This window comes from Marinactinospora endophytica (assembly GCF_054780875.1).
This window is the reverse complement of the sequence record NZ_BAAGVM010000001.1, coordinates 110,498-122,928: the sequence shown is the minus strand read 5'-3', so window position 1 is coordinate 122,928 and position 12,431 is coordinate 110,498. Positions and strand designations below refer to the sequence as shown.

Annotated in this window: 11 protein-coding genes; 6 read left to right on the top strand and 5 right to left on the bottom strand. The window is 71.4% G+C overall.

Annotation, left to right across the window (positions count from 1 at the left end):
• The first annotated feature begins 3 nt into the window (after window positions 1-3).
• Complete coding sequence (locus tag ACYVHU_RS00555; RefSeq protein WP_498947330.1) at window positions 4-1,317, top strand: (Fe-S)-binding protein; 1,314 nt, start codon at window positions 4-6, stop codon at window positions 1,315-1,317.
• A 3-nt stretch (window positions 1,318-1,320) separates the two neighbouring features.
• On the opposite strand, the gene ACYVHU_RS00550 is transcribed toward ACYVHU_RS00555, so the two are convergent.
• The 3 genes from ACYVHU_RS00550 to dapF all read right to left on the bottom strand — a co-directional run bounded on the left by ACYVHU_RS00550 (window position 1,321) and on the right by dapF (window position 4,996).
• On the bottom strand, window positions 1,321-3,033 hold the full coding sequence (locus tag ACYVHU_RS00550; RefSeq protein WP_327307778.1) for an ABC transporter family substrate-binding protein: 1,713 nt from the start codon (window positions 3,031-3,033) through the stop codon (window positions 1,321-1,323).
• A 143-nt stretch (window positions 3,034-3,176) separates the two neighbouring features.
• Window positions 3,177-4,160, bottom strand: coding sequence for an ABC transporter permease (locus tag ACYVHU_RS00545; protein ID WP_432936343.1), 984 nt, complete (start codon window positions 4,158-4,160; stop codon window positions 3,177-3,179).
• A gap of 17 nt (window positions 4,161-4,177) precedes the next feature.
• Window positions 4,178-4,996, bottom strand: coding sequence for a diaminopimelate epimerase (gene dapF / locus ACYVHU_RS00540; protein ID WP_498947329.1), 819 nt, complete (start codon window positions 4,994-4,996; stop codon window positions 4,178-4,180).
• A gap of 110 nt (window positions 4,997-5,106) precedes the next feature.
• Between dapF and miaA the strand changes: the two genes are divergently transcribed.
• The gene (miaA, locus tag ACYVHU_RS00535) at window positions 5,107-6,036 is read left to right on the top strand and encodes a tRNA (adenosine(37)-N6)-dimethylallyltransferase (protein ID WP_498947505.1); all 930 of its coding nucleotides are present in this window, start codon (window positions 5,107-5,109) and stop codon (window positions 6,034-6,036) included.
• Between the two features lie 9 nt (window positions 6,037-6,045).
• Here miaA and ACYVHU_RS00530 read toward each other — a convergent pair whose 3' ends face one another.
• Window positions 6,046-6,729 carry a class III extradiol dioxygenase subunit B-like domain-containing protein gene (locus ACYVHU_RS00530; protein ID WP_432936349.1) on the bottom strand — a complete coding sequence of 228 codons (684 nt, stop codon included), beginning with the start codon at window positions 6,727-6,729 and terminating at the stop codon, window positions 6,046-6,048.
• 195 nt (window positions 6,730-6,924) lie between these two features.
• Here ACYVHU_RS00530 and ACYVHU_RS00525 point away from each other — a divergent pair, with 195 nt between their 5' ends.
• Together ACYVHU_RS00525 and ACYVHU_RS00520 are read left to right on the top strand one after the other, a co-directional pair.
• Entirely contained in the window at window positions 6,925-7,662 is a 738-nt protein-coding gene (locus tag ACYVHU_RS00525) for a TetR/AcrR family transcriptional regulator (protein WP_498947328.1), read from the top strand.
• Window positions 7,663-7,685: 23 nt separating this feature from the next.
• Window positions 7,686-8,963, top strand: coding sequence for a cytochrome P450 family protein (locus ACYVHU_RS00520; RefSeq protein ID WP_078760145.1), 1,278 nt, complete (start codon window positions 7,686-7,688; stop codon window positions 8,961-8,963).
• A 55-nt stretch (window positions 8,964-9,018) separates the two neighbouring features.
• Here the strand turns inward: ACYVHU_RS00520 and miaB are convergent, their stop codons facing one another.
• Window positions 9,019-10,479, bottom strand: coding sequence for a tRNA (N6-isopentenyl adenosine(37)-C2)-methylthiotransferase MiaB (miaB, locus tag ACYVHU_RS00515; protein ID WP_432941517.1), 1,461 nt, complete (start codon window positions 10,477-10,479; stop codon window positions 9,019-9,021).
• A gap of 250 nt (window positions 10,480-10,729) precedes the next feature.
• On the opposite strand from miaB, the gene ACYVHU_RS00510 reads away from it, so the two are divergent.
• Window positions 10,730-11,473 (top strand): amino acid ABC transporter ATP-binding protein, encoded by a 744-nt coding sequence (locus tag ACYVHU_RS00510; protein WP_078760143.1) that lies wholly within the window; start codon window positions 10,730-10,732, stop codon window positions 11,471-11,473.
• A 47-nt stretch (window positions 11,474-11,520) separates the two neighbouring features.
• Window positions 11,521-12,372 (top strand): glutamate ABC transporter substrate-binding protein, encoded by an 852-nt coding sequence (locus tag ACYVHU_RS00505; protein WP_078760142.1) that lies wholly within the window; start codon window positions 11,521-11,523, stop codon window positions 12,370-12,372.
• Window positions 12,373-12,431 lie beyond the last annotated feature (59 nt).

Sequence of the window (12,431 nt, the reverse complement as noted above, 5' to 3'; positions counted from 1 at the left end):
ATCATGACCGACACCGATTCCTCGCGTTCCTTCGAGGACCTGCTGGGCGACTGCGTTCACTGCGGCTTCTGCCTGCCGACCTGCCCGACCTATGTGCTGTGGGGCGAGGAGATGGACTCCCCGCGCGGGCGCATCCACCTCATGGAGCAGATGCGTGAGGAGGACGTCCTCTCCCAGGCCGCCGTCGAGCACTTCGACCGTTGCCTGGGCTGCCTGGCGTGTGTGAGCGCCTGTCCCTCGGGGGTACGCTACGACTCCCTCATCGAGACCACGCGCGCCCGGGTGGAACAGGAACACCGGCGTGGACCCGGCGAGCGGCTGCTGCGCGCGGCGATCTTCGCCCTGTTCCCGCACCGTTCCCGGCTGGAACTGCTGCGCGGCCCGCTCCGCGCCTACCAGGCCAGCGGCCTGTCGGCGCCGCTACGGCGCAGCGGGTTGCTGGAGCGGCTCTCCCCCTCGCTGGCCGCGATGGAGCGGATCGCCCCGCCCGTGCGGCCCGCTCCCCGGCTGCCCGAGCTGGTCCCGGCCCGGGGGCGTCGCCGCGCCGTGGTCGGGATGCTCACCGGGTGCGTTCAGGGCGCGTTGTTCCCCCAGGTCAACACGGCGACGGCGCGTGTCCTGGCCACCGAGGGGTGCGACGTGGTGATCCCGCGCCGTCAGGGGTGCTGTGGCGCGCTGTCGGCGCACTCGGGGCGCGCCGCCGAGGCCGCGCGGTTCGCCCGCGAGGTGATCCGCGTGTTCGAGCGGAGCGGCGTCGAGGCGATCGTCGTCAACTCCGCCGGCTGTGGCAGCACGATGAAGTACTACGCCGATGTGCTGCGGACCGCCGGGGCCACGCAGGAGTGGGTGGGGCGGGCCGAGGCGCTGGGGCGGCGGGTGGTGGACCTGGCGGAGTTCCTGGTGGATCTGGGACCGGTGGCCGAACGCCACCCGTTGCCCGTCCGCGCCGCCTATCACGACGCCTGCCACCTGGCACACGGCCAGGGGGTGCGCGACCAGCCGCGCCGGCTGCTGCGCGCGATCCCCGAGCTGGAGGTCGCCGACCTGCCCAACGCCGACGTCTGCTGCGGGTCGGCCGGCGTCTACAACCTGCTGCGCCCGCAGGCAGCCGATGACCTGGGCCGGCGTAAGAGCGAGGACGTGCGCTCCACCGGGGCCGAGCTGCTGGTGGCGGGCAACCCCGGCTGCTCGCTCCAGATCGCCTCGGCGGTGCGGCGCGACGGCGCGACGATCTCGGTGGCCCACACCGTCCAGGTGCTGGACGCCTCGCTGCGCGGCCTGGGCCGCGCGGCGCTGGTCGGCCGGGCCGCGGGGTGAGGCTCAGCCGTTCTTGACGAAGCCGATATCGGCCTGGTCGAGTGCGGCGAACCCGGCCGCGCCGAGGTTGGCGATGTCCTCGCGGACGGCCACCAATTCGGGACGCTGGTAGAGCGGGAGGGTGTGGCCGGCCTCCCACAACAGCCGGTCGGCCTCGTTGATCCGTTCCCGGGCCGCCTCGGGGGAGAACTCCGCGAGCGCCGCGTTCATGGCGGCGTCGATCTCGGGCGAGCCGATCCGTCCGACGTTGGAGCGCCACAGCGGTGATCCGGAGTCGTCGGTGACCGCGTCGCTCCACTGCGCCATGGACGGGGAGACCGGGAATCCGGTGCCGTAGTTGACGAAGGCGACGAGGTCGTAGTCGCCGGGAAGGACGTGTTCGGAGAACAGGCTGTCGCCGGGGACCGCCTCGATGTCCACGGCGATGCCGACCTCGCCGAGCATCGCCTGGACGAGCTCGGCCTCGCTCTGGGCCGTCGCATACCCCTGGGGCACCACGAAGGTGAGCCGTAGCTCTCGGCCGTCCTTGACGCGGACCTGTCCGCCGTCCTTGCCCAGGGTCCAGCCGGCCCGTTCGAGGAGTTCGGCGGCGCGTTGCGGGTCGGGGCCGGCCCACTCTCCGCTGTTGTCGACGTAGCCGTCCTGGGTGGGCATGAGGAAGTGGTTGCCGAGCGGTTCCGGCTCCCAGCCGATCGAGCTGAACGCCGCGGCGGCGAGCGCGGTCCGGTCGATGGCCAGGAAGAGCGCGTGGCGGACGTCGACGTCGGCGAGGATCGGGCTTTGGCCGTTGAGGGTGATGTGGCGGTAGTCGGGGGCGAGCGCGGCCCGGACCTCGCTGTCCCGCGCGTCCCTGACCCGGGCGTAGCTGCCGGACTCGGGGGCCGGCGCGTAGGCGTCGATCCCGCCGTCGAGGAAGGCCGCGTCGAGCGCGTCGGGGGCCATGGCCCGGTAGACGATGCGGTCGAGCAGGGCCGGCTCCCCCCACCAGTCCGTGTCGCGGACGACCGTGATCGTCTGGCCGGTGGGATCGATCTCCTCGAACTCGAACGGTCCCGCGGTGACCGGGATGGTCTCGCGGTAGCCCTCGTTGAACTTCGCCGGGGATGAGGTGTACTCGTGCGGCAGCAGGTGGGAGAAGAGGGCCTCGTACTCGGCGAACGGCCGGGCGAACTCGACGACGACCTCGAACTCGTCCGCGCCGCGGCGGACCTCGGAGATCCGGTCGTATCCGGCCTCGCCCAGGATCTCGTACCCCTCGCCGCGGCCGGACAGCGCCGTGGCCATGGCCGCGTAGTCGCGCCAGGTGATGGGATCGCCCGTGGACCAACGGGCCTCCGGGTTGAGCTTCAGCGTCACGACCTGGCGGGGTTCGGTCGTGACGGTGACCTCCTCGACGTAGTCGGGGTCGGGATGGGCGCGTCCCTTGTCGTCGGTGCGGAAGGGGGTGGGCAGCAGCCCGTCCATGACGGTGGCCACCGTGGAGAGGTTGCCGTTGGCGTGGTGGGGGTTCCACTGGGCGGGGAAGTCGTTGACCCCCCAGCGCAGCGTTCCGCCTTCGGCGAGCTCTTCACGCGGTAGGGGGTTGATCGCGGAGGCCGGGAGGGAGTCGAGGTCCATCTCCGGTTCCTGGGGCCGGTTCCCGCAGGCCACGAGGCTCGCCAACAGCGTCACAACCGACGCCAGCGCCGCGCCTCCGCGCACCGTCACCGCTCGCACCCGTCCCCCAACGCTGTCGCGCCGCCGGCGTCACGAGGGTAACGCGCCGCACCCGAACGGCCTAAAGTAACTAATAGAACAATTCGGAAATGTTACTCCGTCAAGGGGTCTTCGCTGATCCCCCAGCCTCCCCCCAGGGATCCTCACACCTCCCTGGCCCTCGGGTCGAGTAGGAAACGGGCCACGTCGGCGAGAATTCCCACGGCCACCAGCGTCGCCGCCGCGAGCGCGCACACCGCCGCGACCGCGTTGACGTCCCCCTTGGCGACCGAGTCGAGGAGGAACTCGCCCAGGCCGTGCCAGCCGAACACCTTCTCGGTGAACACCGCCCCGGTGAACAACGCCGCCGAGGAGTAGCCGAAGTAGGCGAACGCCGATCCCAGCGTCGGACGGAGCCCGTGCCGCAGCAACGCCGAACGGCGGGTGAGCCCCTTGGCCCGCGCGGTCCGGACGTGGTCGGCCCCCACCTGGTCGGCCATCAACGCCCGCTGGTAACGGCTGTAGACGGCGGCCAGCGGCAGGGCGATGGTGAGGGTCGGCAGCACCAGGTGGCGGGCGCGGTCGACCGCCGCGTCCCAGGCGTCACCGGGCAGGGCGTGGGTGTACTCGCCCGTCGCCCGTAACAGGTCGGTGCCCGCGACGTCGTTCACCCACAGCGCCGTGTTCTGCAGACAGACCGCGATGACGATCGCCGGTGTGGAGATGACCAGGAACGCGCCGACCGTGGACAGCCGGTCAACCGCGCCGTAGCGCCGTGCCCCCGCCCAGGCCCCCAACAGCACCCCGGTGACGCCGCCGATGAGCACGCCCGGAACGACCAGCCGCAGGGTCACGCCCGCGCGCCGCTCCACCTCCTCGCCGATCGGCCGGCCGTCCCAGGTCCGGCCGAGGTCCCCGGTCAGCACGTTCCCGGCCCACGTCACGTAACGCTCGGCCAGCGGAACACGGTCGCTGAGGTTGTAGCGCTCCAGGAGCGTGTCGACGACGTGTTCGGGAAGCGGGGGCTGACGCCCCTCGTAGTTACCGCGGGGGTCCAGCGCGGAGGCCGCGAGCAGGTAGGCGCAACTGCTCACGACCACCACGAGCAGCAGACCGCCGCCCAGCCGGCGCAGCAGGAATCCGGCCACGCCCCTCCTCGTTCGGATCAGGACGACAGGTGGACGTCGCCTTCGGCGACGATGACGGCGGGACCGCTCAACCAGGCCCGGCCGGACTCCAGCACCACGGTGCACTCGCCGCCGGGGACCCGCACCCGCCACGTGGCGCTCTGCCCCTCGGGCGTCGCGGCGGCGGCCGCGGCGACGATCCCGGTCCCGCACGAGCGGGTCTCGCCCGCCCCGCGCTCATAGACCCGCATCTCCAGCGCGCCCGGCCCGGACTCGCGGAACACCTCGACGTTGGCGCCCTGGGGGAACTCCCCCGCGTCCAGGGACGGCTGCGTGGTGAGGTCGATGCCGGCGAGCGGACGGTCGACCCGGCAGGCCAGGTGGGGGTTGCCCACGGAGATCCGCAGCCCCTGGACCGGGCCGTCGGCCAGACGCGCCGTCCCCTCACCGAACACGGTCACGTTCCCCATGTCGACCGTGACGTCGCCGTTGGGCTCGATCCTGACGTGACGCGCGCCGGAGCGGGTGCCCACCCCGAAGGAGCCGGCGGCGACCAGTCCCGAGGAGAGCAGGTAGCGGGCGAAGACCCGCACCCCGTTGCCGCACATCTCGGCGACGCTGCCGTCGGCGTTGCGGTAGTCCATGAACCACTCGCAGTTCTCGGCCGAGCGGGCCTCCTCGGCCAGGGGCTCGCCGAGCGCCTTGGTGCGTACGACCCGCAGCACGCCGTCCGCGCCGATGCCGGCCCGGCGGTCGCACAGCGCGGCGACCCGTTCGGGGGTCAGTTCCAGCGTCCCGTCGGGATCCGGAAGGATCACGAAGTCGTTCTCGGTGCCATGGCCCTTGGCGAATCGCATGCCTCTCATCCTAGGAGGAGCCGGTGGTCCCGGCCGCCCCTCCGCCCATGTGACGACATGTTCGGTGAACCGGGTCACTCTGTCCGCGCTGCCACACTGGAGAGGTGAAGATGGTGATCGCGGTCGTCGGGCCGACCGCAGCGGGCAAATCCGACCTCGGCGTCGAGCTGGCGTTGCGGCTCGGCGCGACCGGTGCCCCCGGCGTGGTCGTCAACGCCGACTCCATGCAGCTGTACCGGGGCATGGACATCGGCACCGCGAAGCTGCCCCCGGCCGAACGACGTGGCGTCCCCCACCACCTGCTCGACGTGTGGGAGGTGACCGAGACCGCCAACGTGGCCTCCTACCAGCGCATGGCCCGCACGACGATCGACGACCTGCGCGCAGCGGGACGGACGCCGATCCTGGTCGGGGGTTCGGGACTGTACGTGCGCGGCGCACTGGACGAGCTGGACTTCCCCGGCACCGATCCGGCCGTCCGCGCCCGTCTGGAGGCCGAGCTCGCCGAGGTCGGGCCGGCCGCGCTGCACGCCCGGCTCGGCGAGCTCGACCCCGCCGCCGCGGCGGCGATCCTGCCGAGCAACGGCCGCCGGCTGGTCCGCGCGCTGGAGGTCATCGAACTGACCGGCCGGCCCTTCACCGCGACGATGCCCGAGCACGTCTCGCGCTACCCGTGCGTGCAGATCGGACTGGAGGTCCCCCGCCCCGAACTCGACGAGCGCATCGCGCTGCGCGTGGAGCGCATGTGGGCGGCGGGACTGGTCGAGGAGGTTCGCGGGTTGGAGTCCCACGGACTGCGTGAGGGGTTCACCGCCTCGCGTGCCCTCGGCTACGCCCAGATCCTGCGGTTTCTGTCCGGGGAGTGCGGCGAGCAGGAGGCCAAGGACGAGACGGTGCGTGCCACCCGGCGCTTCGCCCGCCGCCAGGAGTCATGGTTCCGTCGCGATCCGCGTGTCGTGTGGCTTCCCCACGACGCGCCCGACCTCACCGAGCAGGCGTTGGCGGCCGTGCTGGACGCCACCGGCGCCACACCCCACTGAACGGTTCCCTCACCGACTCCACGAGGCGACGAAGTAGCCGACGCCGTAGGGAGCCTCGTGGGCGAGGAGTTCGCCCACGAGTCCGGTTCCGCGCGCCGCCTCCGCGAGCACCTGCCAGGCCGGCCGGCCGGCGACGAGCAGCTCGCGCGCCGGCTCCGGGTCCAGCCCGGCCAGCGCGCGGGTGTCGGCGCGTGCGAGCGCGTCGGCCACCTCGGTGTCGTACCGCCTCGCCCGTTCGTCGAGGTAGCCGGGGGAGGTCGTGTCGCGCCGGGCGCTGCCGTCCCCCATGACCAGCGCGGCCACCCGCGGGGCCTGGGCGGCCAGCCGCCTTCCCATCTCCCGGCACTCCTGTGGGCCGGCGTCCCCCGCGATCTCGGCGTAGGCGTCGGGGGTGGCGCCCGCGCGCTCGGCGAGCCAGCGTCCCAGGGTCAATGACAGCGGTAGCACCGCCGGGACGCCCCCCGTCCGCACCCCCACCCCGTAGGCCGTGAGGTCGCCGCCGGCCTCGGGCCCGTGCCATCCGGTCGCCGTCCCCGCGCCGACCACCACGATCCGGTCGGCGCCCGCCTCCAGCAGCCCCGCGACCGCACGGTCGCAGGCGGCGCGCACCGTGTCGAGTTCGCCGGCGGCGCCCTGGGCGACCTCGGGGACGAGCAGGGGCGGGTGGGGGCACACGGCGGCGGCGATCAGCACAGGGCGAGGTTATCGCCCGTCCGCGGCCCTGGTGACGGGTGGCGGACGGGACGGGGCGGCCTATCGGGACTTGACGGCTTCCTTACCCGCGGGGGCGTTGTCCGGTGCCGCCGTCCGGCCTAGCGTCGACTGTGTGACCGTTTTCGGCGTCTGGTCATCGGGTCAGCACCGGACACGGCAGAGGGGGTGGGGCACGTGGGGACCACCGGCCCGACGGCCATGGACGTCCACGAGGGGGCCGAGCGCGCCGGCAGGGCCGCGCGCATCCTGGACTCCGCCAGCGAGCTGCTGGTCGCCTGGGGCTACCGGCGCGTCACCATCGACGAGGTCGCCCGGCACGCCGACGTCGGCAAGGGAACCGTCTACCTGCACTGGAGGACCAAGGAGGCGCTCTTCCTCGCCGTCCTGCTGCGCGCGAAGAGGCGGATCGTGGGGGCGCGGGCGGACGCCATGCGCCACGACCCCGGCGAGGCCCTGCCCAGCCGCATGGTCCGGGCGATGTATGTGGACCTGCACGCGGACCCGGTCGCCCGGGCGTTGTACACCGGCGACTCCCGGCTGCTGGGCCAATTGTCCCGTATCTCCAACGAACGGCTCCGCGGACTGACCGACGAGGGCGTGATCACGCTCGACCGCCATCTGGGGATACTGCGCGAGCACGGCCTGGTCCGCGTCGATTCCGACGTCCGGCACCAGGAGTACGCCCTGAAGGCGACCACGCTCGGTTTCCTCATGCTCGACCCGTTCCTTCCCGACCAGGCCTCCATGGGGATCGAGGAACGCGCCGACGGGCTGGAGGCGACGGTCCGGGCCGCCCTCGAACGACCCGGCGATCCCGCGGCGCTCGCCGCCGCGGCACCGCCGATCGCCGCGCTGTACGCGCGGCTGGACAGGCTGTGCCGTGAGGAGATCCGGCGCCAGCTCAGGGAATGACACATACGTGAGGAGTTCTCACAATGACGACCTCCAACCCCTTCGCCGCGACCGTCGACGAGCACCCCGGTGAACCCCACCTGGCCTCGCCCGAACTGATCTCCGACCCCTACGGGGGCTACGCCCGGCTGCGCGAGCAGGCCCCGGTGATACGCGGCCGCTACCTGGACGGCTCCCCGATCTGGTTCGTCACGCGCTTCGACGACGTCCGCGCCGTCCTGAGCGACCCCCGCTTCCTCAACAACGCCGATGCGGCTCCCGGAGACGCGGCGAAGGGCGGTCGCGCGGGGGTGATGAGGATGATGGGGCTCGACGGGGAGCTCAGCTCGCTCCTGCTCGGGTCGATCCTGGAGACCGATCCCCCCGACCACACCCGGCTGCGCAAACTCGTCTCCCGGACCTTCACCGTGCGCCGGGTGGGCGAGCTGCGCCCCCGGGTGGAGGCGATCACCGAGGAGCTGTTGGACCGGCTGCCCGACACCGCGGACAACGGCGTCGTCGACCTGATCGAGCACCTGGCCTATCCGCTGCCGATCACCGTCATCTGCGAACTGGTCGGCATCCCCGAACCCGACCGACCCCTGTGGCGCGACTGGGGACGATCCCTGCTGTCGGTGGATCCCGCGACCTTCCCCGCGACCGTCCGGGCCGTCGCCGACTACATCCACGGCCTGATCGCCGCGCGGCGCGCCGCCCCCTCCGACGATCTGCTCAGCGGGCTCATCCGCACCCACGACGAGGACGGCGACCGCCTCACCGACCACGAGATGGTCTCATTGGTGCTCACCCTGGTCTTCGCCGGCCACGAGACGACCGCCCATCTCATCGGCAACGGGGTCGCGGCGCTGCTCACCCATCCCGACCAGCTCGCGCTCCTGCGCGCGGATCCCGATCTGACGCCACGCGCGGTCAACGAGCTGATGCGCTGGTGCGGGCCGGTGCAGGCGACCCGGCTGCGCTACGCGGCCGAGGACCTCGAACTGGCCGGGACGGCGATCCGGGCCGGCGATGCGGTCCAGGTCGTCCTGGTCTCGGCCAACCGCGATCCCCGCCGCTTCCCCGACCCCGACCGGCTGGACATCACCCGCGATCCGGGAGGCCCCGGCGAGAGCCACATCGGCTTCGGGCACGGCGCCCACTACTGCCTGGGGGCCGCGCTGGCCCGCCAGGAGGCCGACGTGGCGCTGCGCGCCCTGCTGGGGCGCTTCCCAGGGCTCGCGCTCGCGATCGCGCCGGAGCAGCTGGAGTGGATCCCGCTGCCGGCCAACCGGCGCCTGGCACGGCTGCCCGTGCGCTGGTGAACGCGAGACGCCGTGGCCCCGGGACCGAGTCGGTCCCGGGGCCACGGCGACGGGTCTACAGCGCGCTACAGCCCCCGGTGGCCGCGGGGAGCGGGTCGGGGACGCCCACCTTGGGCATGCCCAGCAGAACCCCCGAGCCGGACTGCGGAGCGGCGTTGCGGGCCTCCCAGGCGTCGCCCGCGCGGGTACGGCGCACCGCGCGCACCCCGGCGTCGGCGACGAGGTGGTGGGGGGCGGCGTAGGTGACGCCGACCGTCACCAGGTCGCCGGGGCGCGGGACGGCCTCCCCGTCCACCGCGAAGTGGACGAGCCGGTTGTCGGGGGCGCGGCCGGAGAGGCGACGCCGCTCGCCGTCCTTGCGGCCCTCTCCCTCCGCCACGAGCACCTCGACGTCGCGTCCCACGAGTCGGCGGTTCTCCTCCCAGGAGATGGCGTCTTGGAGCTCGACCAGCCGCTCGTAGCGCTCCTGCACGACCTCCTTGGGCAGCTGACCCTCCATCGTGGCCGCCGGGGTCCCGGGCCGCTTGGAGTACTGGAAGGTGAACGCCTGGGCGAAGCGCGCCTCGCGCACGACCTTGAGCGTCTCCTCGAAGTCCTCCTCGGTCTCACCAGGGAAGCCGACGATGATGTCGGTGGTGATGGCGGCCTCGGGCATCGCCGCGCGGACCTTCTCCACGATGCCGAGGAAACGCTCCTGCCGGTAGGAACGGCGCATCGCCTTGAGCACCCGGCTGGATCCGGACTGCAACGGCATGTGGAGCTGGGGCATGACGTTGGGGGTCTCGGCCATCGCCGCGATGACGTCGTCGGTGAAGTCGCGCGGGTGCGGGGAGGTGAAGCGGACCCGCTCCAGTCCCTCGATCTCGCCACAGGCCCGCAGGAGCTTGGAGAACGCCTGCCGGTCGCCGAACTCCGAGCCGTAGGCGTTGACGTTCTGACCGAGCAGGGTGACCTCGATCGCCCCTTCGGCGACGAGCGCCCGGATCTCGGCGAGGATGTCACCGGGCCTGCGGTCCTTCTCCTTGCCCCGCAGGGAGGGGACGATGCAGAAGGTGCAGGTGTTGTTGCATCCCACCGAGATGGAGACCCAGGCGGCGTAGACGGACTCGCGCCGGGTCGGCAGCGTGGAGGGGAACGTCTCCAGCGACTCCTGGATCTCGACCTGGGCCTCGCGTTGCACGCGGGATCGTTCCAGCAGCGCCGGGAGGGAGCCGATGTTGTGGGTCCCGAACACCACGTCCACCCACGGCGCCCGGCGGACGATCTCGCCCCGGTCCTTCTGCGCGAGGCACCCGCCCACGGCGATCTGCATGCCGGGATGGGAGTCCTTGACGGGGCGCAGGTGCCCGAGGTTGCCGTAGAGGCGGTTGTCGGCGTTCTCCCGGACCGCGCACGTGTTGAACACGACGACGTCTGGTGTGCTGTCCTCGGCTGCGCGCTTGTACCCCGCGTCCTCCAGCAGACCGGACAGGCGCTCGGAGTCGTGGACGTTCATCTGGCAGCCGTAGGTGCGCACTTCGTAGGTACGACTCTGGCTCACGGTCCCAGGCTAGTCGCTGCTCGCACCTGGGCCGACCGGTCCAGGCGCCCCGCTTTCGGAGGGCCGCAAAGCATAGTTGCCAGGGCCATCAACTACCAAGCCGGCCAACCAAACGTCCTGATTCATAACATTTGTACAGATTGGCCCATAACAAGTCTGCTACTCCCATCTTCCGGGGGGTCTGTGGTGATGACAACCACTCCCTCCGGCCGCTAGGTTCCGGCTCATGAAGGCAACTCCTCTCGTCGTCCTGGAGAACGTCGACAAGCACTTCGGCGACCTCCACGTGCTTCGCGACATCAATCTCTCCGTCCAGCGCGGCGAGGTGGTGGTCGTCATCGGCCCGTCCGGTTCTGGCAAATCCACCCTGTGCCGCACGATCAACCGGTTGGAGACGATCGACAGCGGAGTCATCACGATCGACGGGAGTCCGCTCCCTGCTGAAGGACGGGGCCTGGCCCGGCTGCGCAGCGACGTCGGCATGGTGTTCCAGTCGTTCAACCTCTTCGCGCACAAGACCGTGCTGCAGAACGTGACACTCGGACCGATCAAGGTCTTGAAGAAGTCCAAGGCCGAGGCCGAGGCCCGCGGGATGGAGCTGCTGGAGCGGGTCCGCATCGCCAACCAGGCGCACAAGTACCCCGCCCAGCTCTCCGGAGGCCAGCAGCAGCGGGTGGCGATCGCCCGCGCCCTGGCCATGAACCCCAAGGTGATCCTCTTCGACGAGCCCACCTCCGCTCTGGACCCCGAAATGGTCCAGGAGGTCCTCGACGTCATGACCGACCTCGCCAAGGAGGGCATGACGATGGTGGTGGTCACCCACGAGATGGGATTCGCCCGCCGCGCCGCGAACCGGGTGGTCTTCATGGCCGATGGTCAGATCGTCGAGGAGAACACCCCCGACGAGTTCTTCACCAACCCTCGCTCGGAACGGGCCAAGGACTTCCTCTCGAAGATCCTCACCCACTAGGCACCCCACCGGTTCCCGCACAGAACACAAGGAAGAGGTACCCGAACATGCGAGTTCGTCGCATCAGCACGGCCCTGGCCGGAACCGCCGCCATGGTCCTGGCGCTCACGGCCTGCGGGACCGCCGAGGTCGGCGGTGGCGAGGGCGGCGGCGAAGGCGGCGGCGAGGGCGGCGGCGACACCATCACCATCGGCGTCAAGTACGACCAGCCGGGCCTGGGCATGCAGGAGGGGAACGCGCCCGTCGGCTTCGACGTGGACGTGGCCACCTACATCGCCGGTGAGCTGGGCTACACGCCGGAGCAGATCGAGTGGACCGAGGCCGCCTCGGCCAACCGCGAGACCTTCCTCCAGCAGGGCACGGTGGACATGATCATCGCGACCTACTCCATCACCGACGAGCGCAAGCAGGTCGTCGACTTCGGCGGCCCCTACTACGTCGCCCAGCAGGACATCCTCGTCAGCGCCGACAACGAGGACATCCAGGGCCCCGAGGACCTCGCGGGCAAGACGCTGTGCTCGGCCTCCGGCTCCCGTTCGGCCAACAACATCGTCGACGACATGGGCATCGACGCCCAGCTTCGTGAGGCCGGCAACTACTCCGAGTGCATCCAGCTCCTCACCGACGGCACCGTCGACGCGGTGACCACCGACAACACCATCCTGGCCGGCTTCGCCTCCCAGCAGCCCGACGCCTTCCGCCTCGTCAACAACCCCTTCGGCGAGGAGCGTTACGGTGTCGGCCTGCCCAAGGGCAGCACCGACCGTTGCGAGCAGGTCAACCAGGCCATCACCAAGATGTGGGACGAGGGCAAGGCCGTGGAGTTCCTCGAGTCCAACTTCGGTGAGACCGGTTTCGAGTACGAGGAGACGCAGCCGGAGATCGAAGGCTGCGCCTAAAGCCACCCCTTGATCCAGTGCCCGGGCGGCGGGCCGCTGTTCCGCCGTCCGGGCATGCG

Bases quoted from the DNA above. Each gene is read 5' to 3' on its own strand.
- ACYVHU_RS00555 (WP_498947330.1), top strand. From the start codon at position 4: ATGACCGACACCGATTCCTCGCGTTCCTTCGAGGACCTGCTGGGCGAC.
- dapF (WP_498947329.1), bottom strand. From the start codon at position 4,996: ATGCGATTCGCCAAGGGCCATGGCACCGAGAACGACTTCGTGATCCTT.
- miaA (WP_498947505.1), top strand. From the start codon at position 5,107: ATGGTGATCGCGGTCGTCGGGCCGACCGCAGCGGGCAAATCCGACCTC.
- ACYVHU_RS00520 (WP_078760145.1), top strand. From the start codon at position 7,686: ATGACGACCTCCAACCCCTTCGCCGCGACCGTCGACGAGCACCCCGGT.
- ACYVHU_RS00510 (WP_078760143.1), top strand. From the start codon at position 10,730: ATGAAGGCAACTCCTCTCGTCGTCCTGGAGAACGTCGACAAGCACTTC.
- ACYVHU_RS00505 (WP_078760142.1), top strand. From the start codon at position 11,521: ATGCGAGTTCGTCGCATCAGCACGGCCCTGGCCGGAACCGCCGCCATG.